Raw genomic sequence first — 23,417 nt, 5'->3', positions numbered from 1 at the left:
TTCCCTTTCAAGATTATCTGACGCAGAAATGGGCGTGTTGATGTGCTCCCAAAGGGCGAGTTTTATTGGCTCCTGCTCTGTGTTACTGATTCTTGCCGTAGAATAACTATGCCTTCAAATCAGTGCCTTGATCAGCAGCCAATAAATTCTCGCTGAACAAGCACCTTGAGGTCACTTGAGTATAGTATTCAATTATCTCCAATAGATGAAAGTTATTGGTTGAAAATAATGATTAAGTCCCCATATTGCTTATACTGTGACTGATAACTAGGCTTACCCTAATGGATAGCGGTAAGTTAGATTAAGTGAGAAGAAATATGGCTGAAGTTCGCGCCAGAGTTGCCCTAAAAGTCGGTTCTAAAAGTAATATTGACGCTGAGATATTATCGTTCCGAGGATTAAATAGCGATAAGGAACATGTCGCTGTTGTCTTTAAATCCGCAGATACCGAGCAAGTTAAACCTTTAGTAAGAATGCATTCAGAATGTCTAACTGGAGATGTGTTTCATTCGTCTCGTTGTGACTGCGGTGAACAGCTGGAAGAGACCATCAATAAGATGGGAACCGAAGGTGGCATTATTTTGTACTTAAGACAGGAAGGGCGGGGGATAGGTCTGTACAACAAGATCGATGCTTATCGATTACAAAGCCAAGGGATGAATACCTACGAGGCCAATAATCATTTAGGCTTTGGCGATGATCTAAGAGATTTCGAAGAAGCGGCTCAAATGTTAAAGGCTCTAAACGTCAATAACATTAGGCTGATTACGAATAATCCGAAAAAAATCAACGAAATTCAGCAGTATGGCATCGAAATTGATGAGGTCGTGAATACGGCTGCTCATTTGAAGAGTGGCAACGAAAGCTATTTAAAAGCGAAAGTTTCTCACGGTCATCATAAGCTAAATATTGAATCCGAATAGCGAGTCGATTATCTCCTTTACCGCTTTCAGGTCTCACTTTAACCCGTTACCCCGTTAAATTAATAAGTTTTAGTGAGATCTTTTGCCATACTTAGTTACAGCGACTATCTATTTGTCTGATTAGTTGCCCCAACTGTTTCCGTTTAAGTAAGGTGAAGTATTTGCGATTTTTATTGCTTATTGTTCTAGTTACAGCTTCCTTTCAGTCATTGGCTTTGGAGTCTTTCTACAAGCTTAACTGGCTAAGTTCTGGCTCACCAATAGCGTCATATATACAGCATTCTAATGATCTTGAACATTTGTATGAACAGAATCAATTTCAGCTGGTTTGGTATCAAAAAGAGGCGGTAGAGTCTTTAGAAACGCTATTGGCTTTAATGCATTACTCTCAACTTAGTCCCTATTTTTCAAATCGATATCAAGTACTGCTTCAATTACGTAATGAGTCCAAGCTGTTTGAATATGATTTACTCGCAACAGATACATTTATTAGTTACCAAAAATATACCCTCGCAGCTGAAAAACAGGGACTCAAATGGTTTTTCGGTGGCACGATTTCTGAGAAAGAGATTTTTTCCTTGCCACTGGATATATTCATCATGGCGGAGCAGATCAAAAACGATTCTTTAGCGGCCTATCTGGACACATTAAGCGCCAGCGGAAATGTACATCAGCTAGCAGAGTTACTGGGTGGTTTTCAGGTTGAGAAACCATCCAATCTTGTGGTCATGCGCTCAGGCACCGTATTAAAGCGTGGCGACTACATGCCAAGTAAGCAGGATGTAATAGGGCGTATTCGCTTAGTCGGTTTAGATGTGACTAACGTGGATGCCATTAATCGATACTACGACAATAACTTGTACTTTTTGGTTAAAAAATTTCAACGAATGCATGGCTTAAAAGATGACGGCGTTATTGGAGCCGATACTCTGTATTGGCTCAATTATCCAGTAGGTAAACGACTGCAAGTTCTCGCTTTAAACATAGAAAGAGGTCGTTTATATAAAGTGGACAAGCAAAATAGCATCGTGGTCAATTTGCCTGCTTTTAAACTCGATTACTGGTTGCAGGGCAAAGAAGCGTTTTCTACTAAGGTGGTTGTCGGTAGAAAACAGCGAAAAACACCTTTGTTACAGGTGAAAATGGATACCTTAATTTTCAATCCAACATGGAATGTTCCCAGCAAGATTGCCAAAGAAGATATTATTCCAGCGATAAAAAGAGATCCCGATTACATTGGTAAACACAATTTTAAAATTGTGGAGTATTGGGGGGCAGATACCGAGATCCCCGCCAACTCTATAGACTGGAATGAGATTCGCGCAGAGGACTTTACATACAAGTTTATTCAAGCACCAGGTAATCGTAATGCTTTAGGTTACTACAAATTTAATACGCCTAATCCAAGAGCTATTTACTTACATGACACACCATCAAAGTATCTTTTTGATAAGCAGTCTAGAGCATTTAGTTCAGGCTGTGTGCGAGTACAGCATGCAGACAAGTTTGCAGCACTGCTCTTGCAAACTCAACAGATAGAGGCACCAAAACGCAGTGATCTAAAAGATAAAGTTAACGTTAAAATTCCTCTGAAAAAGAAAATTCCGGTGCTGTTTACCTATCAAACCGCTTGGCTGGAAGATGGATTAATACAGTACCGAAATGATATCTATGGTTATGACAACTATGGTTACGATTCCTATGCTTATGATAATAGTGAAGAAAGCTATCTACTGACCAAAAAATGAGTTTCCTTCCGATTCAAAATGGCATCAAAGGTTGAAGGCGACTAGATAAAATGCCTCAACAAATTCCTATTTGACCTAATAATCTATATCCGTTAGCTTGTGGCCTTTTAGTGTTCAAACAAAGTTAAATTTATGCCATTAGTATCCATGACACGTCGTGATGTCATTAAAACGGTCGTAGCCGGAATCTCGTTAGCGACATTCTATCCGCATCGCGCACTAGCGAGTTCTGCTAGTCGAGAACAGAAGATATTAATGACGAATGTGCATACAGGTGAAGAGTTAGTTAGCCACTATTTCGATGGTGTTAATTTTGTTCAGTCTGAACTAAATAAGATTGATCATATCTGTCGTGATTTTAGGCAGAACCAAGTTTTTCCTATTGATAGGCGACTCCTTGTTCAGATAAACGCCATTCAGTCTCTGTTACAAACTGACGCCAAAGTACATATTATTTCTGGTTATCGTTCTCCTGAAACGAACCATCTACTTCGAAGCAAATCTGGCAGTGGGGTAGCGAAAAAGAGCTTGCATATGCAAGGTAAAGCGCTGGATTTTAGTTTGGAAGGGGTAAAACTTAGTGAGGTAAGAAAAGCGGCAATGAGCCTTAGACAAGGTGGTGTCGGCTATTATCCTAAAAGTAATTTTGTCCATATAGACACCGGCAAAGTTCGATCATGGTAAAAACTTGTATTCTTGTTTTTCTGGTGTCATAGTTTTGCGATTGTTAAGTATTGAGTAAAACTATGAGTCTCCAATATCAAATTGTTCCTGTAACTTCTTTCTCGCAAAATTGTTCTATTGTCTGGTGTGATGAGACAATGAAAGGCATTGTTATCGATCCCGGTGGTGATGAAAAACAATTGGCAGCACTAATTAAAGAGCTTGGTGTTGAAGTGGTTTCCCTTGCTTTAACTCATGGACACTTGGATCATGTGGGTGGCACTACGCCATTAGCAGAAGAGTTATCATGTCAGGTTATAGGTCCACACAAGGCTGACAATTTTTGGCTACAAGGATTAGAAGGCCAGAGCCAAATGTTCGGTTTTCCGCTAACGTTAGCATTTGAACCAAACCAATGGTTAGATGAAGGAGATACTATCTCATTCGGTAACCAAGTATTAAATGTCTACCATACTCCCGGCCACACACCCGGCCATGTGATATTTTATAGCGACACGGCAAAACTGGCCTTCGTAGGTGACGTACTGTTTTCTGGTGGTATTGGTAGAACAGACTTTCCTCAAGGCAGTTTCGATACCTTAATTAAATCAATTAAAGAAAAACTTTGGGTGTTAGGAAATGATGTGACCTTTGTACCAGGGCACGGTCCCACGTCTACTTTTGGAAAAGAGAGACGAACAAACCCATTTGTGGCCGATGAAATGCCGCTATATTAATACTTACTAAAACTGTTAAATTGTATGGAGTTAGCGATTTTTCGACAAAATTGTTGGATATGTGAGCAGTTCAACAACAGCTGCTATTAATTCAACGAAAAATTTGTTATAAATCGCGTTTTGATTTTTTGCCATATTGGGCAGTAATTTAGGAAACAACTCAATGAGACTTGCGCATAAACGTAACGTGCAGATGAAACTGCAAAAGCGTATTAAAGCTACAGCAACGACGAAACCCGCTGTTAAAGCAGTAAAAGCTGTAAAAGAATCTCCGGTAAAAGAAGTAGCAAAATCAACTGCGAGCGCAGTGACCGTTTCTCTAACACCAAAACAACAACAAGTTTTGGATATCGTAAGCAGTAAGCCTGAAGGTATTAACTCAAAAGGCATTGGTCTAGAAGCGGGTCAAGAAGATGGCAAAGCATCATCTTGGGCAACAGGAGCATTGAAAAAACTGTTGGACGAAAACCTAGTAGCAAAAGAGCAGCTAGCAGGAAACAAAGTTATCTATAAGATCGTATAACGACAAGATATCTTAAAAGGTAACAAAGCCCCTATTGCAGGGGCTTTTTGCGTTTTTGTGCTACTGAAATCCTGTTCTGTATCACATAAAATTAACCTTATTATAAAGTTGCTGATGTAGTACTACCTAAGTACTAATTACGTTTGATCATTTGTCTTAATCCCATTAATTTCTATTATTCAATAAGATAAATTCTGACCTCTATTTTTTCTTAAGTAGTTATACGTAATACAAAGGTCTTACCTGATGTTCTGGATGTAACTTGAGTGCGTGTTCATTCCCATATAAACAGATTTAAAACTGGTTCATTGTAGCGATGAAAATTGTCACATTGACTCTAGTAGATAAAGGATTATGGGTATGAGCCTAGTTAAAAAATCAATAAAGCGTGCCATTGCTGGAAGTATGATAATGGCGGCTGCTTGTTCCGCTGTACTTGCCACGTCAGCGAGTGCGGCCGATAAAGTTTATCGCCTTAAATTGGCAGAAACATGGGGACCAAATTTCCCGGTTTTTGGTGACGCGACAAAGAATATGGCGGCAATGGCAGAAAAAATGTCAAATGGTCGTTTAGTTATCAGGATTGATTCAGCCAACAAACATAAAGCACCACTTGGTGTGTTTGATATGGTGAAATCGGGTCAATATGATATGGGCCACTCAGGCTCTTATTACTGGAAAGGTAAAGTTCCAAACACCCTTTATTTCACCTCAATGCCATTTGGTATGACCCCAGCAGAGCAATATGCGTGGTTTTATCATGGCGGCGGTATGGAGCTAATGGAAAAGGTTTACTCTCCTCATAACCTACTTTCATTCCCGGGTGGTAATACCGATATTCAGATGGGTGGTTGGTTTCAAAAAGAGATCAATACGGTTGACGACCTTAAAGGCCTGAAGATGCGTATACCGGGCTTTGCCGGCGAAGTATTGGCTGAGCTGGGCGCTAAGCCAACCAACATTGCACCGGGAGAGCTATATACAGCGCTAGAGCGACGCACTATCGATGCATTGGAGTGGGTAGGTCCATCTTTGGATTTACGTATGGGTTTCCACAAAATTGCACCATACTACTACACAGGTTGGCATGAGCCGGGATCAGAGCTTCAGTTCTTAGTTAACCAACGTACTTGGAAGCGCTTACCTGAAGACCTACGCGAAATCTTACGTGTAGCTATGCGTACTGCGGCTTACGATATGTATACTCAAGCAACGCATGAAAGCGGTAAAAACTGGTCATCTATCAAAACTGAATATCCAAATGTACAGGTAAAAGATTTCCCACCAAAAGTAATGCAAGCGATGAAAGCGGCGAACGACAAGCTACTTAAAGAGCATGCTGCTAAAGATCCTCTAACAAAAGAGATTCAAAAGTCTCAAGCGGATTATCTACAACAAGTTCGTTCGTGGACAGATATCTCTCATAGAGCATACCTAAATAGTCAGGCTAAATAACCTTGACGTAAAAAAGCTAAGTGGATAACCGCTTAGCTTTTATCGCCCAAGAATTAATTATTATTAAGTAATCGTCTTCCATGGAGTTTTAAATGAGAACCCTCATTAAAATGGAACAGTTAGTTAACCGCATTGGTGATGTTTTAGGCTGGCTTTCGAGCATCCTGTTTTTGTTGCTGTTGGTTAATGTTGTCTATGATGTGGTAATGAGATATGTGTTTAATGACGTATCTATTGCTTTCCAAGAGATGGAGTGGCACCTATTTTCCTCCGTATTCCTACTTGGCGTTCCTTTTGCCATTCGTTCTGCAGGTCACGTTAGAGTCGATGTGTTTTATGAGCGCTTATCGTTACGAGCTAAGGCAATTATCGATCTATTAGGAACCCTTATTTTTCTTCTACCGTTTTGTCTTTTGGTTGCCTGGTTTGGGATAGATTTTGCTAAAGAGAGCTATGCACTGGGTGAAACGTCTGGTGATCCCGGAGGTTTAGCTTATCGCTGGGTAATTAAAGCCATGATTCCAACGTCATTTATCTTTATGGCCATCAGTGGTATTGGTCTGCTACTGAATTCAATTAACACTATTTTATATCCCCATATTGTTCATGGCGGAGCGAGCAACAAAGGAGGTGAGTTATGATAGGTATCGTCATGTTCTTTGTCGCCTTGGTTGCACTACTTATAGGCTTCCCCGTTGCCTTTACTTTTGGTGGAATCGCACTCATATTTGGTGTTTGGGCTGAAGGGATAGAAATGTTTGCCTTTATGCCGTACCGAATTCAATCCATCATGGAAAACACGGTACTGATGGCAGTGCCACTGTTCGTCTTCATGGGGCTAGTATTACAAAAAACCAAATTAGCTGAGCAATTGCTGGAGTCGATGGGGAAACTGTTCGGCGGAGTGCGAGGCGGTATCGCGATCTCAACGGTATTGGTTGGCGCATTACTTGCGGCATCTACCGGTGTGGTTGGTGCGTCAGTGGTTGCGATGGGGCTTATCTCGTTACCGGTAATGCTGAAATATAATTACGATAAAGGTTTAGCGTGCGGAACCATATGTGCGTCTGGTACCTTGGGACAGATCATTCCTCCTTCTATTGTTCTTATCTTGCTAGGGGATGTGCTTGGTGTACCGGTAGGGGACTTATTTCAGGCTGCATTATGGCCGGGGTTTGTGCTAGTTGGTGCCTATATACTTTACATTTTGATATACGCCAAGTTAAACCCTCAAGCCGCACAAGCGTTAGATCGAGACGACTCTATTTCTCGCCGTGAAGAGGTCATCAAAGCGCTTAAAGCCGTTATTCCTCCTTTGGCGCTGATCATAGTCGTTCTGGGTTCCATATTTGCTGGTGTCGCAACGCCAACCGAGTCCGCTGCGTTAGGCGGTGCGGGTGCCATTGTTCTTGCCATTCTATACCGTCAGTTTAGTTGGTCTATGCTCTATCACGCCTCTAAAGAGACAGTGAAAGTGACGGCGATGGTGTTCGCTATTCTGTTAGGAGCAACCGCATTCTCTATGGCATTCACTTACACAGGTGGTGACATTTTAGTTGAAGAGTGGATGCTGGAAATCCCCGGTGAAAAATGGGGCTTCCTGATCATTGTTATGTTGGTTATTTTACTGCTCGGTTTCTTCATCGATTTCGTAGAAATATGCTTTATTATCGTACCGATCATTGCGCCGGTCGCAGAGCTGTTAGGCATTGATATGGTATGGTTTGCTATATTAGTGGCGATGAACTTACAGACGTCGTTCTTAACTCCACCATTTGGCTTTAGTCTCTTCTATCTAAAAGGAGTAGCACCAAAAGGGATTACTACCATGGATATCTATAGGGGAGTGATGCCATTTATCGCCATTCAAGTGTTAGTGCTTATCTCACTACTACTATTTCCTGAATTTTATGGAATGTGATCTGGCTTAGGGAGTTGTCGTGCAATCTTTTAGATGAGTCGCTAACCTTGCTATTATAAAAACCGTTCCTAATAATAGGAGCGGTTTTTTTATGAGGAAAAGGAATGCCTCTCAAAGCAAAGCTAATTTTGCTCACACTCATACCATTAATCATGGTGTCTGCCAGTATCAGCTGGATTGCTATATATCAAACAAAATCTCTTGGTGCTAAAGAAGTAGAGATCTTTCGCCAAAATTTAATTAAATCAAGAGAGTCGGCGCTAAAAGATAGCGTTGATCTCGCCTTTAGCGCCATAAAGCCGATATACGAAAATGCTCAAATTGATGATGACGATGCTAAGCAACAGGTAAAAGCTATCATCAATGAGATGCGTTTTGGATCAGATGGCTACTTTTTTGTTTACGACAAACAAGGCACTAATATTGTTCACCCGATTTTGCCAGAACTGGTGGGGCAGAATCTGATTGGTTTACAAGATAAAAATGGTAATTATTTAATAGAAGCGCTGCTTGACCAAGCCCAAAATGGCGGTGGGTTTCATAGCTATTTATGGCAAAAACCGTCCACCAATGAAACGGTACAAAAACTGGGATATGTAGAGTGGCTAGATAAGTGGCAATGGATGATTGGAACCGGGCTCTACATCGAAGATATACATCAAGATGTTGCAATAATGAAAGACTCGGTTAACCAGAACATTGAGACCACCTTCTTCTCTGTTATCACGATATTGGCGTTTACTGTAGCCGTGATCATTGTTCTTACCTTGGTTATTAACCTTCATGAACATAGACTTGCCGATAAAAATTTAAAAGACTTAGCCCATAAAACCGTGATGTTTCAAGAGGATGAGAAGAAGCATCTGGCACGTGAGTTACACGATGGCATTAATCAGTTACTGGTTTCAAGTAAGTGCCATTTAGAGTTATTGGCAACCAAAATTAATCTTCTTCCCGCTTCAAAAGAGTTAGGCACTCATCTTGATAAATCACAACATTCGCTGGTGATTGCGATAAATGAGGTACGACGGATTTCCCATAACCTTCGCCCTAGTGCGCTGGACGATATTGGCTTAGAAGCTGCGTTAAGTACCTTAATCAACGATTTTCGCTCCCATAGTGAGCATGTTGAAGTCGATATTCTATTTGATACCAAAGATGGCAAGCTAAAGTCTGAAGTTGCGACAACCTTGTATCGAGTGACTCAGGAATCGTTAACCAATATTGAAAAACACGCCAATGCTTCAACCATTACGGTCATTCTTCAGCAAATGGGGAATATGCTGCAATTGATGATTCGAGATGATGGAGAGGGGTTTGATGATTTGGAAGCGTCAAGGCAGAAGGGAATTGGTTTGCGGAATATGAGAGAAAGAGTAGAGTTTATTGGCGGGGATTTTGAATTATCCAGCGAGATTGGCATTGGCACTGAAATCACTGTTCTACTGAATTTGGATGGATTAATGGTATGGAAAAACCGATAAAGGTCATCATAGTGGATGATCATCAAGTTGTACTGGAAGGATTTATTGCAAGGCTAGAATCTGAAAGCGAAATAGACGTTGTAGGCACGGCTAGCAATGGTTTAGCCGCCATTGACAGTGTCAAACAGCACCAACCCGACGTGGTTCTTATGGATATAAGCATGCCGATAATGAATGGTATAGAGGCGACAGAGCTGATAAAAGAAGAGTTTCCTCATGTCAAAGTGCTGATGCTAACCATGCATGACAACCGAGAGTACATCATGAATGTGATGCAATCTGGCGCGGTGGGATACATGCTCAAAGAGATTTCAGCCGAGAAAATGGTTCAGGCGATCAAAACAGTGAACTTAGGCTCTACCTATTTTTGTGAAAGTACCACACAAACGCTCTTTACCGAGCAGGTAACGCCATCCGCGAAGAAGGTAAACCCACTAAGCCGTCGGGAAGAGTCTGTGCTCAAATTGGTGTCACAGGGTCACAGCAGCAAAAAGATCGCCTCATTATTAAACATTAGCTATCGAACGGTAGAAACCCATAGACAAAACATTAAACATAAACTTGATATTCATACAACCGCAGAGCTGGCAAAGTATGCGCTAGAAAAAGGCATGCTAAATTAGATTGGTTTCTTAGTGTTTTGTACTAATTTTGTTAGTGCTGGCTGCGCGATTGTCACAGTAATACCTTTAAAACTGAAATTAACTTTCATAACTGCTATAATTTTAACTGGCTTTGCCAAAATGGTTGTGAGATTTGGGGTTACCGTTGCTTAAATTGAAAGAAAATTACCTTTTTGGCTGAGATTAATACAACGGAAAGTTAAGGTGGATTTTTGACTAAGGGAATTGATAAATACAGTATTGATAGTACGGACTATACAATAGGACAAGACAACGTTCAGAAGTGGGGTTTTGATGTACACAACCCTGTATTTGGTATTAGTGCCGGCTTAATTGTTCTGTTTATTGTGGCATCTTTAATTAGTGATGCAGAAACCGCAAAATCGGTATTAGATGGCGTTAAATGGCAGATAATTGGCTCATTTGATAGTTTCTTTATATGGTCAGCAAATATTTTTGTTATTTTCTGTTTAGGTTTGATCATATCACCTTACGGTAAAATCCGTTTGGGTGGCGAAGAAGCCGAAGCCGATTACTCGTTCTTATCTTGGATTGCGATGCTATTCGCTGCCGGGATGGGCATTGGCTTAATGTTCTGGAGTGTTGCAGAACCTATTGCTTACTTTACAGGGTGGTACGAAACACCACTTAATGTTGAAGCAAACTCACCAGAAGCGGCAAAACTGGCGTTAGGTGCGACTATGTTCCACTGGGGTCTACACCCTTGGGCAATCTACGGTGTTGTCGCGCTATCGTTAGCATTCTTTACCTATAACAAAGGGTTACCGCTCTCTATGCGCTCCATATTCTACCCACTTCTTGGGGATAGAGCATGGGGTTGGGCAGGACATATCGTTGATATTCTAGCGGTACTGGCCACTCTATTTGGTCTTGCGACGTCATTAGGGCTAGGAGCACAGCAAGCAGCTAGTGGCATCAACCATGTATTTGGAACAGAAGGCGGTCTAGGGCTGCAAATTGTGGTGATTGCCATCGTGACTCTACTTGCAATAGTGTCTGTGATGAGAGGCATCGACGGCGGTGTTAAAGTCATCAGTAATATCAACATGCTGGTTGCTTTCTTGCTGTTATTGTTGGTTGCCTTGATTGGTTTCGCGGTCACGTTTGGTTCTATACCGACGACATTTATGGCTTATGTAGAAAACATTATCCCATTAAGTAACCCTGTTGGTCGTGACGATACGGCTTGGTTCCAAGGTTGGACTGTATTCTATTGGGCATGGTGGATTTCATGGTCCCCATTCGTTGGCATGTTCATCGCTCGCGTATCAAGAGGTCGTACAATTAGAGAGTTCATTACTGCGGTACTGATTGTTCCTACAGTAGTGACACTAATTTGGATGTCTGTATTTGGCGGACTAGCGATTGATCAAGTTATTAATGGTGTTGGAACACTAGGGCAAAATGGATTAACGGAAGTACCACTGGCGATGTTCGAAATGTTTGAAGCCATTCCTTTCGGTACCGCTTTATCTGTAATTGCGATTGTGTTGGTTCTGGTATTCTTTATTACTTCATCGGATTCCGGTTCTCTGGTTATTGATAGTATCACCTCTGGTGGTAAAGTTGATGCCCCGGTTACGCAACGAATCTTCTGGGCGTTCCTAGAAGGTGCTGTTGCAGCCGTATTACTCTGGATCGGTGGAACTGAAGCAATACAAGCACTTCAAGCAGGTTCAATCTCGACAGCACTACCATTTACCTTTATCTTATTGGCGATGTGTGTCAGCTTATTGCTGGGTTTACGAACTGAGAATAAGTAATTAAATACTTAATTTAATCAAGGCCGAGTGTGTAAACATTCGGTCTTTTTTTGTTTATCAGGGGAGTAAATTGACGTTTATCTCGATAAGTTAGCGTAGTCGTTATTTGACGAAAACGAGCTAATTAACAAGCATCAGCTAACAAGAGAACAAGAGAACAAGAGAACAAGAGAACAAGAGAACAAGAGCGGATTGACACCACAAGAAAAGATAACTTTGATCAGCAAAGGCACCTCAAATGATGCCTTTCTTCTATCGGTTATTCTTTATCTTGATGTTTAAACTGGTTTAGCAACGTCAGCAGAAAAACACGTATTTCGTTATCAATTGCGCTGTTATCGCTGTTTGCGTTTAGGATAAAGTCTTCAACTTGAAGGTAGAAATCAGGTTCGTTTTGATGGGTCATGGTGATCTCCGGTGGTTGTAAATTTAGTCTTATCACCACAAAAGGTTCCAATCTTAGGGTGGTGAACTGAACAAGGTTGGAACTACCGCACCACCGTGACGGCCAACCCGAAGGCTGCCCTGTCCAGCTCACCATAATTCAGTCTATAGCCTTAAAAATAGCCAATTTTACTTTATATAGGTGTGCCAAAGCCGCACATAAAAAATCCAGCAAAAAGCTGGCATTTACATGCCGGTGGTTATAATACAGGGTTCCAATCCTGACACTGGATTTTGCCAGTGTGGGCTAAGCATATGTTTTATTGAGTTTCTATGTCAATAACTGACTGATGGTTTGCGATAGGTTGAGTGTTTTCGCATCAAAAAAGAAAAGTTGACCACGTTTGCAGCGTACCTCGAACGGGCACTGCTACAAACTTTGTTGTTTATGAATTACAGGTGATGTGATGGAAGGGGCTACTTATTAAAATTAGTCTGTATCCATTGTAAAATCAGGTCTCTATATTGTCCTTCTGGTGAACCTGTTGATAGAGGAACACCGTTCAACTTAGCGGGGCAACTTTTATCGGCCAGACGAGAAGTGTTGATGAGTTTTTTGTTGCTTACCGAGTATAAAGATAACAATACAGAAGCTTCATCCGCATAATATTTCTGGCAATTAATGCCAATAGGATCGGTCCATTTCTCTACACGTGAGTAAATCAGATAATCACTTTTGTTGATTACGGCATTTTCTAATGCTTGTGCCTCTGTTAATTCTTGATTCTCCACTATCATGCGATCAGTAAAACCAGAAAGAGCCTCGTTGGCAATGATAAGGGCCGCTTCACCACTGCCTTCAGCAGGCTCATCTGATGCACCTAAAGAGGTATAAGTTTGCATTTTTCCATCGCCACCGTTAACTAAGTAAAAGCTTGTACCTTTAAACGAAATTTTCTCGTTTCCCTGCAATGTCTGACCATTGATAGGTTTAATGTAAGAGTTACTTGACGTACATGCTGAAATGGAAAAAAGAGTGAGTAGAGTAATAAATACTTTTAGTTTGTTGTTCATTTTATTAAGCCTTTATAGAGTAAATGATTTGAGGGGGTTCGTAGCAAAGGCTATATTTAGTTGGCTATAAATAATCGTTTTATCAATATTTTATCGAGGTAAAGCAAAGTTTAAATTGTATCCAATTATGTCTGTTCTTTTTCGATTCAGTAAGGGTGATTGGTTTACTGCTACTCAAAAAATTAGCAGGATTCGATGGGTCATGAGCAATGCAAATATGTAAACTTTTCAACTCATTAAACGAATGTTTCAACCTTCGGGCTTAGACAAAACAAGGTTAATGTCCAGTTTCTAAAACGACGGTCTCTTTTTTCGACCACCTTCAAATCAATAAATGACTATCTCAATGTTTTATATATATTTTTGTGATAGGTTATATTAAATCAGATTAATATGTGACGATTTAGAAATGTGTTAGTTGGGCATTTTATCGTATAAGAATGGTTATGTTCTTGGTAATTGAAACTAGGAGGCGCGTTTGAAAGCTGATGATTACAACCCTAAAGCACGAGAGGTATTTGGAAAAACATTAGTTGATATTGGGGTATCAATTTATAAAGGGCTGATACTTCTACTCACAATCGTACCTTTAAGCTTTATAGCAAAAGTTACTGTAGAAAAGGACAAAATTTCATTGAGCTTTCTTGAGTTCATAGGTTCGATGAGTTTTGCTACTTATGTGATATTTTTGAGTTTGTTGGCTATTTCTTTCGTATTAGCCTATTACCTGCGCAAAGAAGGGCTCAGGCATATTCATGAGTCAGAGAACATAACAAGCATCTAGAGAGGTTCGCAACGCTTGGTATTTATGGTTTTACTCCAGCTTAAGTGTTTATAGCACTATGATTTAGGTTGGGGCAGCGTTGGCGACGTTATGACTCAAGGGAAATCTTCTGAATGAGCGAAATATCAAAAGTAATTGATACTGTATTAAAAATTGAACTTGTACCTTTCTTAAAGAAATTAGGATTTAAAAAGAAAGGGCGTAATTTCTATAAAGAGTACGACAATCGGATTGAAGTCATAAATGTACAAGCCAGTCAATGGAACAGTGGTCAATCAGGACGGTTTACTCTTAACATTGGTGTCTATTATCCAGAGATTGCAAAACTGGCAGAAGCCCCGAGTATAACGGGGTTACCGAAAGAATATAACTGCACATTGCATGAACGTATTGGTTTTCTCACTAGCGAACAAAGAGATATTTGGTGGGAAGTCGATTCTCATTCAGAGTTGAGTATAGTCGGTGCGGATGTAGCAAATAAGGTGCGTCAGTATTGTTTACCATGGTTAGACAAAATGTCCGATTTGGTCAATGTGAAAACGTCGGCTAGTGAAAGTCAAAACTCATTACTTGCAGCTGTAATTTCGCTGTACTTAGGAGACACCTCCTAATCAAGATTTTACTTTGAACTTGCGCTAAAGGAAAAGCCTTTGGCGAAGTCGCGTATTAAATCTTGGGCTAGCAAGTATGGTGTATCTGAGCCATAACAGAAAGCTTTAATAACTGCTAACAATTGGAGTTGTTTATTCGTGGTATCGCCGATATTTTTGATAGAGAAGAATTTAAGGAGATCTATAGTTTCTTATATGAATCTTTTCAAAAAAAAAGAAGATGATTTAGTTGTAGCGAAACAGCTCATTGAGAAATTTAGTAAAATGCATAATAAGGCAATTAAAAATTACCCACAAAATACGTGGGTTGGACTCGCTAACGCTCACCATTTAATGCGGAGTTATACGAATAAGGAAAGTTCGGAATATGGAAATCAAAATAGACGACTTATCGGGTGGTGAGGTCATTAAGCTCCTTGAAGAGCACCTAGCAGATATGTATGCCACTTCGCCTCCAGAAAGTGTTCATGCTCTAGACGTTAATGCACTGAAATCACCAGAAATTATATTTTTCAGCGGCTGGCTTAGTGGAGAATTACAAGGTTGTCTCGCCATGAAGCAACTAACCCCCGTTCATATTGAATTGAAATCAATGAGAACATCTAGTGCCTCTCGCAAGTCTGGTGTCGCAACAAAACTTCTAACTCACGCTTTGAATGCAGCCATCGATCATGGTTGTCAGAAAGTTAGTTTAGAAACAGGCACTCAAGAATTTTTCCAACCAGCGAGGAGCCTTTATGAGAAGTTTGGGTTTACATATTGTGAACCGTTCGCTGACTATGAAGTTGATCCACACAGTTACTTCATGACGAGGGAACTGACGGAAAAATTCGTATAAAAAAGCATTTAAGAGTAATTCACAACCCTTAGAGTAAGTTGGCAGGGGAACATGTTAGAAGATCAACTAGAAAGGTTAATCAGAAATACACCTGAGCTAATGGAAACTGCTCAAGCATGCATTAAAGTTGGCTTGCCTGACTATTTCATTGCTGGTGGTGCAATTACACAACTGATTTGGAACTCATTATCAGGTGAAAGACCACTCAATAGCATTAAGGACTTCGATATTGTTTACTTCGATACCGCTAGTACATCTAATGAAGAAAGCTACAGCAGCCGAATTAACAGTATCGTAAAGCATGAAGTCCCCATTGATGTGGTAAATCAAGCACGTGTTCATGAATGGTATCTCTATAGATTTGGTCAAACTATACCAGCTTATATAAAAGTAGAGCAGGGCATTGATTCTTGGTTGTCTGCATTTGCAATCGGGTTTAGGCTAGGTTCAAACGGTACAATGCGTATTTACTCGCCTTATGGGTTATCTGATGCATTTAATAAAAGGGTAAAGCCAAACCCCATTGCAATGACACGCGAAAGCTACGACCAAATGGTCAGTGGCTATTGTAAGCGCTGGCCTGACATTACAGTGGAGCCTTGGGAATAGCTAACTAACTTTTTAACGAGAAATCATTGGCTCCAGTGCTAGGTATTGCGCTAAGTGAATGTCATTTCCACAACTTGCTAATCGCTGTCTCTGTTGAAAAATAATGAGCTATCTGTGCCTGTAACAACTCTGCGGTGGCAATGGAGTCTGTTAACGCATGATGAGGGGTGTAGCTAGGTAACCCGTAACGAGTTCGACTTGCTCCTAGCCTAACCGATTGCGGTTTAGTGCCTTTAAGCCAGTTCATAAAACCTCGATTTTTCTTTCTTTGAATCGCGGTCTCTAGCTGCATGGTATCAATTACTGGAAATAAGATGCCTTCACCGATTCGTTCGTTAAGAGCGGTATAGAAAAATTCGCGTTCGATCTTGCGAAAATGCACCACAACAATCTTACCTGCCAGCGCTTCTAACACTTGCTCCAGTATTTTTACAATGTCAGGGGCATTGACGATATCGTTATGAGTAATACCATGGATAACAACCGAGTCTTCATTAAGAGAAGTATTGGGGTTAACGTACCAATGCTTGGCTTGATTGAGAAACACTCGGTTAAGTGTGAAGGGCACTAAACCTATGCTAATAATGTCATCGCGATTAGGATCAAGGCCCGTTGTTTCAAAATCTAAAGAGACAAATTCAATTTGAGACAGTGGTGTATCTTCTGCGGGGACACCCCGCTGATAGAAGTTCTGTAAACGCTCGTCTCGGCACTTACTCGCCATGGTTTCATAATGTGATAACCAATTAAAATTCATCTTTTCAGGGGCGCGATATGGAAGACTCACTGGCTAACCTCAGCTAAATTTATTGCTTGCTTGATAACGATATTTCAAGAAGTTTTGTGCATTACTTAAAATCTGAAAAGCATCTTTTAGGTTACGACGATCAAAATCTGAAATGTTGTCAGGCTCAATGTTGTTATCAGGGGCAATGGCATTTTCAATATCTATCGCCTGATGTCGGATACGAACCATACTGATAAACTCCATCGCATCTCTTAAATCTTGCGCGCGTCCTTTTGGTAAGATGCCAGCGTCTATAATATCGTCTAAGCGTTCAAATGAGTTTTGCGCTCGAGAGCCAACCGCCAAACCGTGAACACGAATGAGATCTGCCAGTGGTGCCGTTCCTCGACGCTTTAAATTAATGGAGTTTTTATGTTGGCCATCTTTCTCCATAACAAAACTCTGGAAGAAGCCAAGAGGTGGCGTGCGGTTCAGGGCATTGCGTGCCAAGCAGGCAAGAAAACGGTTGTTCTTTTTTGCTCTTCGCAAAATAAAGCTGTTTAGTTGTTCTGCCCACTTTAATCGCCCATAAATACCGGTAAGGTCGAAGAAGATGGAACTGTTTAGCAGCGCCTTGGGATTAGGGTTATCGATCCAATCTGCAAAGCAGCTTTCCCATTCCCTTCGTGTCATTCGCCACATAGGGTTCGACGCCATAATGTCGCCAGTACAATAGTTGTAACCGCACATGTCTAGGCCATCGCAAACAAATTTGGCCAGTTTTTCAAAATATTCACCATGTTTTTCAGCAACGTATGCGTCATCAAGTATGATCGCATTGTCTTGGTCTGTTACGATGAGCTGCTCATCGCGAGCCATTGACCCCAGCGCCAAGAAACAGTAAGGGATAGGTGGTGGCCCTAGCTCTTGCTCAGCAAGTTCAATAATGCGCTGCTTAAAGCTTCGACCAATTACCGACATGGCACTGCCAACCATATGAGAGTTGGCATCTTCATTAACCAGCCGAACAAAGCTATCTTTTACCTGTTCAGATATGGCTTGTAGTTCTTGAATAGAGCTTTGTAAAAATATGGTGCTAACCAGTAATAACGAGTTTTGCGATTCATACCGCACGATATCGGTAGACTCTAAAATACCTAATGCTTTGCGGTTTTTTAGAACAGGTAAGTGGTGCACGTTATACCTAAGCATCGTTAGCATCGCCTCATAAACATAGGCATTGTGGTCTAACGAAATGACATCAACGGTCATGACACTGGCGACTTCATCGGAGGGATTTAACCCTTCAGCTAAGACGCGTGTACACAAGTCCCTATCGGTAATGATACCGATAATGGATGAGTTCTCTTCATCATCGGGATCGCTGTTGGGATCATAAATCAGTAGAGAAGATACCGCTTCTTCGGCCATTTTTTTTGCAGCGCTTTGAATGGACAACTCTTTAGATATGCTGATGGGTTCTCGAGTAAGTAAGGTACTTACTTTTGATGTTGTTAAGTCATTTGCATCATTGGTATTGGATATGGTTTGGCGTAGACGAACACTGTCTTCGACTTCGACAAAGTCAGCAAAGTGTTCATGTCCTTCATACAGTTCAAGGAAAACTTTCTCTGGAATACAGTAGAGTAGGGTATCGTCTATGGCTTTGGCGGGAAAACGTACTTTATTATTGGTTAATAGCCCCATTTGGCCAAATAAAGCCCCTTCGCTGAGTCGGTTGTACAGCTCTCCTTTACGTCGATATACCTCAACAACACCACTTCTAAGCATATAAAGATCATGGATATGATCCCCCATATGAATAATAGGTGTTTCGTTACGAAAGTAAGAAATTTCAATGCTTTGAGCGATATATTCTAACGTTTCGTCAGGCAGTTCATTAAAAGGAGGGTGCTGTGAAATAAAGTTTTTAATTTCGAGTAACTCAGCGTTCATAGTTTCCTCTGTCGCAAAAAAAAGCCAGACCTCAATAAGAGAGTCTGACCTTATATCCGTTATCTGCCATTATAGTACAGCGGCAATACCTTTACATAAAGGAATCATATTGGCTTTCGTCATACCAGCAACACTTATGCGACCTGAACCAACAATATAGATGCCAAATTCTTCTTTAAGCTGTTCTACTTGTGCTTTCGTTAAGCCTGAGAAGCTAAACATGCCATTTTGACGTTCAATAAAGCTAAAGTCAGCGGTGACACCTTGTTCTTTTAGCGTCTCAACAAATAGCGAACGCATCTCTTGAATACGGTCGCGCATTTCAGCCACTTCTTGTTCCCACTCTGCTCTCAGTGCAGGGTTGTTTAAAATATGTGTCACAACTGCTGAGCCGTGTGCAGGCGGGTTTGAATAAATTGAACGAATGATCGCTTTGACTTGAGAGAAAGCGGTGGCAGCAGTTTGCTCAGATTCAGCAACCAGCGTAAAGGCGCCTACACGCTCGTTATATAAGCCAAAGTTTTTAGAGAATGAACTTGCTACTAAAATTTCACTGTTGTACTTGGCGAAAGTACGAAGGCCGTGTGCATCTTCTTCAACGCCTTTAGCGAAGCCTTGATAAGCAAAATCGAAAAGAGGTAAAAGCTTTTTGTCGGCACAAAGTTTTGCCAATACTTCCCACTCGTCAGCCGTTGGGTCAATACCGGTAGGGTTGTGACAACAACCATGTAGAAGAACGATATCACCTTCGTCTGCTTTGCCTAGGTCTTCAACCATCAGTTCTAAGTCTTTAGACTTAGTCTCAGCATTATAATAGCCATACTGAACGGTCTCTAAACCAGCAGCAGTAAACACACCATTGTGGTTTGCCCATGTTGGGTTGCTGATCCAGATTTTAGGTGCGCCAAGTTGGCGTTTAATAAACTCACCAGCTACACGCAAAGCACCCGTGCCGCCTGGAGCTTGAGCCGTCTTCGCTTTATGTTCGGATACGATAGTGGAGTCATCACCAAACAGTAGCTTTTGCACTGCTAGGCCGTATTCTGCGGTTCCTTCAATGGTGAGGTAAGATTTGGTTTTTTCTGTTTCAAGAAGTGCAGCTTCTGCTTTCTTAACGGTAGCTAACACAGGGGTCGTTCCCTGTTCATCTTTGTATATGCCTACACCAAGATTGATTTTCTCTTTACGGCTATCTTTTTTAAATAGTTCAGTTAAGCCAAGTATAGGATCCGCTGGAGCAGCAGCAACTTTTTCAAACATAATCTTCATCCCTGTTAAATGTGGTAGTAACGGTTTATTTATACCTTTATGAACCATTAGAAACAACATCAATAATTGATAAAAATTAAATTTATTTCAATTTGGTGGTAATTAATGATTTAAGTCAGTTATTTTGAGGGTTAAAGAGATGAAATAAGCGCTTTTTCTGTCAGAAAAGTAGTAAAAGTTAAAAACGGGCCGAGGCCCGTTTTGCTATTCTTTATCTTTAAGTCTACTTGCTATCTCGACGAAATCATCTTCAATGGCGATAAAGGCCTCCACGATATCGGGGTCGAAGTGTTTGCCAGAACCCTGCAAAATAATCTCTTTCGCTTCTTGATGAGTAAATGCCGGCTTATAGACTCGCTTCGATATTAATGCGTCATAAACATCAGCTAGAGCCATTAATCTGCCAGAAATAGGAATATCCGTGCCGGAAAGTTGATTTGGGTAACCTGAACCGTCCCACTTTTCATGGTGAGTTAAAGAGATCTCTTTGGCCACATTTAGGAAAGAGGTTGACCCCAGTTGCTGCTCCGCTATAGATAAAGCGTCTGCACCAATTTGCGGATGTTGCTTCATGGTCTCAAATTCTTCATCAGTCAACTTACCCGGTTTTAGCAATACTCTATCTGGAATGCCTACTTTGCCGACATCGTGAAGAGGCGCTGATTTATACAGCAGCTCTATATAATTTTTATCGAGTAAATCGGTGTACTTTTCATTGTTAGATAGGTGCTCTGCTAAGGCTTTTACATACTCTTGTGTTCTAAGAATATGTGCACCCGTTTCGTTATCACGTGACTCTGCTAATGCGGCTAGGCTAACAATCGCAACATCGCGAGTGGTTTGAACTTCTTTGTGGCTGACTTCCAAATTATCCAGCATGCTATTGGTTAATGAGGCGACTGTACCTAACTCATCATGATCATAGACAGGAACGCGCACATCTTGCGAGCCTGCGCCAACAGCGGATAGGGCAGATTCTTGCGACAGCAGCATCTGTTTTAAAATCTTGGTCCACAGATTAATGATATAAAATGCATAGCTGAATAAAACCACGGCGACAAAAATAAACTCTTTTATCACGCTGATCTTTCCTGAGCCGTCAGCTAACTTCTCGGGATTATGTTCCAACCAATATAGATCTTTAATTTCTATCATGATCATAGAGGCCGTCAAGGCAACTATCAGCATAGAAAACAGGCCAATCATCTGTTTGATGATTGAACGGCGCTCACCGTTAAGGCTGACTTGAAAATCTCCGCTCGCGAGATAGCGTTGCTTGTCCAACAGCTCTAAGATGACGCCAGTGAAAAAACCAAACAGAGTCATACCGAACAGCACTTTAAAGTTGCTGTCGAAACCGAAGTCGTAACTGATGTTGTAAAAAAGGGCAAAAGGGAGCGAGAACAGGAAAAACAAGCCTGTGTCTAATTTTGTGATACTGCCTTTATAGGTAATGATGCCTGCAGAGGCCAATGCGAATCGGGTCGAAAAAAGCAGTACAAATACTATAGAGACATGTAGCAAGATTTCTTTTGTGGTTAAGGTATCAAGAAAGGGACATACACGGCTGCCATATGTTCCATAAACAATAGCTGCAATGATGTAGAAAAAGAACGTTTTACCTTTATCAAAATAAGGCTTATACATTGATACAATCCACCTAAAAATTTTAGAACAGTACAGTAGACCTAATGATCGAGTAAAATATTTCAGAGGTCAATAAATAGTGTTGGAAAAGGTTATGTGGCTAATGAATGAAAAAATTAAAAAGCCGCTTTAAATAAAGCGGCTTTTGCAATTTGTGTCAAATACCAATAATGGTATTAGAAGTTTGCGCTTCTTGGAGAACGAGGGAACGGAATAACGTCTCGGATGTTACCCATACCTGTTACGTAAGAAACTAGACGCTCAAAGCCCAATCCAAAACCTGCATGTGGAACTGTACCGTAACGACGTAGATCGCGATACCAATCCATGTGCTCAGGATCTATGCCCATTGCAACCATACGCTCATCAAGAACTTCTAAACGTTCTTCACGTTGAGAACCACCGATGATTTCACCGATACCCGGTGCTAATACATCCATAGCCGCTACTGTCTTACCGTCATCGTTCAGGCGCATGTAGAAAGCTTTAATGTCTTTCGGGTAGTTTTTAACAACTACAGGTGCTTTAAAGTGCTCTTCTGCAAGGTAACGCTCATGCTCAGAAGACATATCGATACCCCATTCAACAGGGAATTCGAATTCGCGACCAGACTTAATTAGGATGTCGATTGCATCTGTGTAATCCACTTGTGCAAAGTCAGAAGAAACAAAGTTCTCTAAACGCTCAATAACCGTTTTGTCTATGCGCTGAGCAAAGAACTCTAAGTCATCACGACGCTCTTTTAGTACTGCGTCGAAAACATACTTAAGCATGTCTTCAGCAAGACCAGCAACATCATCTAGATCAGCAAAGGCAACTTCAGGTTCAACCATCCAGAACTCAGCCAAGTGACGACTTGTGTTTGAGTTTTCTGCACGGAAAGTTGGGCCAAATGTATAGACTTTGCTTAATGCACAAGCGTAAGTTTCGGCATTTAACTGACCAGAAACCGTTAAGAATGTCTCTTTGCCAAAAAAGTCTTCATTAAAGTCGACGCTGCCATCTTCTTTATGAGGAAGATTTGCAAGATCCAGCGTTGATACGCGGAACATCTCACCAGCACCTTCTGCATCAGAAGCCGTGATTAATGGCGCTGACATCCAGAAGTAACCTTGCTCATGATAGAAGCGGTGTATTGCTTGTGACAGGCTGTTACGTACACGCGCAACTGCACCAATAACATTGGTGCGAGGGCGTAAGTGTGCAACTTCGCGCAAGTACTCGATAGAGTGACGAGTTTTAGCCATTGGGTAAGTATCTGCGTCTTCGACCCAACCGACAACTTTAACGTCAGTCGCTGCGAGTTCAAAGTCTTGGCCTTTAGCCGGTGACTCAACAACTTTACCCGTTACTTCTACAGAACAACCTGTGGTCAGCTTTAGTACCTCAGAATTGTAATTATTAAGTTCATTAGGGACCACGGCCTGAATAGGGTCGAAACAAGAGCCGTCGTATATGGCAAGGAAAGAGATTCCAGCTTTGGAATCACGACGTGAACGGATCCAGCCTTTGACAGTAACTTCACTGTCTAGTGCTAGCTTACCGCTAAGTACGTCTGTTACAGGCGCGTAAGTCATGTGTTTAATATTCTCCGTAGAAGTATAAATAAATCCTGATTGCATTAATCAATGTGAAAAAGTGAACAATAGGATTGTAG

The 23,417-nt window shown here is 41.1% G+C and carries 22 protein-coding genes; 15 read left to right on the top strand and 7 right to left on the bottom strand.

The window, feature by feature from the left end; genetic code table 11:
* Positions 1–317: 317 nt before the first annotated feature.
* The 11 genes from ribA to F0227_RS04840 all read left to right on the top strand — a co-directional run bounded on the left by ribA (position 318) and on the right by F0227_RS04840 (position 11,861).
* On the top strand, positions 318–923 hold the full coding sequence (ribA, locus tag F0227_RS04890; RefSeq protein ID WP_171752058.1) for a GTP cyclohydrolase II: 606 nt from the start codon (positions 318–320) through the stop codon (positions 921–923).
* A 161-nt stretch (positions 924–1,084) separates the two neighbouring features.
* Positions 1,085–2,671, top strand: a complete 1,587-nt coding sequence (locus tag F0227_RS04885) for a L,D-transpeptidase family protein (protein WP_171752057.1) — start codon at positions 1,085–1,087, stop codon at positions 2,669–2,671.
* A gap of 132 nt (positions 2,672–2,803) precedes the next feature.
* Positions 2,804–3,355 (top strand): YcbK family protein, encoded by a 552-nt coding sequence (locus F0227_RS04880; protein WP_171752056.1) that lies wholly within the window; start codon positions 2,804–2,806, stop codon positions 3,353–3,355.
* Positions 3,356–3,417: 62 nt separating this feature from the next.
* The gene (locus F0227_RS04875; RefSeq protein WP_171752055.1) at positions 3,418–4,071 is read left to right on the top strand and encodes an MBL fold metallo-hydrolase; all 654 of its coding nucleotides are present in this window, start codon (positions 3,418–3,420) and stop codon (positions 4,069–4,071) included.
* 163 nt (positions 4,072–4,234) lie between these two features.
* Positions 4,235–4,594, top strand: coding sequence for a MarR family transcriptional regulator (locus F0227_RS04870; protein WP_171752054.1), 360 nt, complete (start codon positions 4,235–4,237; stop codon positions 4,592–4,594).
* Positions 4,595–4,954: 360 nt separating this feature from the next.
* Entirely contained in the window at positions 4,955–6,049 is a 1,095-nt protein-coding gene (locus tag F0227_RS04865) for a TRAP transporter substrate-binding protein (RefSeq protein WP_171752053.1), read from the top strand.
* Positions 6,050–6,141: 92 nt separating this feature from the next.
* Complete coding sequence (locus tag F0227_RS04860) at positions 6,142–6,690, top strand: TRAP transporter small permease subunit (RefSeq protein WP_171752052.1); 549 nt, start codon at positions 6,142–6,144, stop codon at positions 6,688–6,690.
* On the top strand, positions 6,687–7,970 hold the full coding sequence (locus F0227_RS04855) for a TRAP transporter large permease subunit (RefSeq protein ID WP_171752051.1): 1,284 nt from the start codon (positions 6,687–6,689) through the stop codon (positions 7,968–7,970). The genes F0227_RS04860 and F0227_RS04855 overlap by 4 nt, the downstream gene beginning before the upstream one ends.
* Positions 7,971–8,074: 104 nt before the next feature.
* Positions 8,075–9,454, top strand: a complete 1,380-nt coding sequence (locus F0227_RS04850; protein WP_171752050.1) for a cache domain-containing protein — start codon at positions 8,075–8,077, stop codon at positions 9,452–9,454.
* The gene (locus tag F0227_RS04845) at positions 9,439–10,077 is read left to right on the top strand and encodes a response regulator transcription factor (RefSeq protein ID WP_171752049.1); all 639 of its coding nucleotides are present in this window, start codon (positions 9,439–9,441) and stop codon (positions 10,075–10,077) included. Before F0227_RS04850 ends, F0227_RS04845 begins: the two co-directional genes overlap by 16 nt.
* 212 nt (positions 10,078–10,289) lie before the next feature.
* Positions 10,290–11,861, top strand: a complete 1,572-nt coding sequence (locus F0227_RS04840; protein WP_171752048.1) for a BCCT family transporter — start codon at positions 10,290–10,292, stop codon at positions 11,859–11,861.
* Between the two features lie 259 nt (positions 11,862–12,120).
* On the opposite strand, the gene F0227_RS04835 is transcribed toward F0227_RS04840, so the two are convergent.
* Together F0227_RS04835 and F0227_RS04830 are read right to left on the bottom strand one after the other, a co-directional pair.
* Positions 12,121–12,267 (bottom strand): hypothetical protein, encoded by a 147-nt coding sequence (locus tag F0227_RS04835; RefSeq protein WP_171752047.1) that lies wholly within the window; start codon positions 12,265–12,267, stop codon positions 12,121–12,123.
* Between the two features lie 455 nt (positions 12,268–12,722).
* On the bottom strand, positions 12,723–13,319 hold the full coding sequence (locus F0227_RS04830; RefSeq protein WP_171752046.1) for a DUF4823 domain-containing protein: 597 nt from the start codon (positions 13,317–13,319) through the stop codon (positions 12,723–12,725).
* Positions 13,320–13,797: 478 nt separating this feature from the next.
* Here F0227_RS04830 and F0227_RS04825 point away from each other — a divergent pair, with 478 nt between their 5' ends.
* The 4 genes from F0227_RS04825 (at position 13,798) to F0227_RS04810 (ending at position 16,161) form a co-directional block, all read left to right on the top strand.
* Positions 13,798–14,103: a hypothetical protein gene (locus F0227_RS04825; protein WP_171752045.1), complete on the top strand. Its 306-nt coding sequence runs from the start codon at positions 13,798–13,800 to the stop codon at positions 14,101–14,103.
* A 113-nt stretch (positions 14,104–14,216) separates the two neighbouring features.
* Positions 14,217–14,714 carry a DUF4304 domain-containing protein gene (locus F0227_RS04820; protein WP_171752044.1) on the top strand — a complete coding sequence of 166 codons (498 nt, stop codon included), beginning with the start codon at positions 14,217–14,219 and terminating at the stop codon, positions 14,712–14,714.
* Between the two features lie 367 nt (positions 14,715–15,081).
* Positions 15,082–15,552 (top strand): GNAT family N-acetyltransferase, encoded by a 471-nt coding sequence (locus tag F0227_RS04815; RefSeq protein ID WP_171752043.1) that lies wholly within the window; start codon positions 15,082–15,084, stop codon positions 15,550–15,552.
* A gap of 51 nt (positions 15,553–15,603) precedes the next feature.
* Positions 15,604–16,161, top strand: coding sequence for a nucleotidyltransferase family protein (locus F0227_RS04810; protein WP_171752042.1), 558 nt, complete (start codon positions 15,604–15,606; stop codon positions 16,159–16,161).
* 61 nt (positions 16,162–16,222) lie between these two features.
* On the opposite strand, the gene F0227_RS04805 is transcribed toward F0227_RS04810, so the two are convergent.
* The 5 genes from F0227_RS04805 to asnS all read right to left on the bottom strand — a co-directional run bounded on the left by F0227_RS04805 (position 16,223) and on the right by asnS (position 23,337).
* On the bottom strand, positions 16,223–16,918 hold the full coding sequence (locus tag F0227_RS04805) for a 3'-5' exonuclease (protein WP_171752065.1): 696 nt from the start codon (positions 16,916–16,918) through the stop codon (positions 16,223–16,225).
* A 39-nt stretch (positions 16,919–16,957) separates the two neighbouring features.
* On the bottom strand, positions 16,958–18,844 hold the full coding sequence (locus F0227_RS04800; RefSeq protein WP_171752041.1) for a DUF294 nucleotidyltransferase-like domain-containing protein: 1,887 nt from the start codon (positions 18,842–18,844) through the stop codon (positions 16,958–16,960).
* A gap of 69 nt (positions 18,845–18,913) precedes the next feature.
* Positions 18,914–20,104: an amino acid aminotransferase gene (locus F0227_RS04795; protein WP_171752040.1), complete on the bottom strand. Its 1,191-nt coding sequence runs from the start codon at positions 20,102–20,104 to the stop codon at positions 18,914–18,916.
* A gap of 213 nt (positions 20,105–20,317) precedes the next feature.
* Positions 20,318–21,760 carry an HD domain-containing phosphohydrolase gene (locus F0227_RS04790; RefSeq protein WP_171752039.1) on the bottom strand — a complete coding sequence of 481 codons (1,443 nt, stop codon included), beginning with the start codon at positions 21,758–21,760 and terminating at the stop codon, positions 20,318–20,320.
* A 176-nt stretch (positions 21,761–21,936) separates the two neighbouring features.
* On the bottom strand, positions 21,937–23,337 hold the full coding sequence (gene asnS / locus F0227_RS04785) for an asparagine--tRNA ligase (protein ID WP_171752038.1): 1,401 nt from the start codon (positions 23,335–23,337) through the stop codon (positions 21,937–21,939).
* Between the last annotated feature and the right edge of the window lie 80 nt (positions 23,338–23,417).

The sequence above is a fragment of the Vibrio sp. 99-8-1 genome (assembly GCF_013114595.1).
Taxonomy (GTDB): Bacteria; Pseudomonadota; Gammaproteobacteria; order Enterobacterales; family Vibrionaceae; genus Vibrio.
The sequence above is the reverse complement of the archived record's forward strand: the minus strand, read 5'-3'. Positions and strand labels throughout refer to the sequence as shown.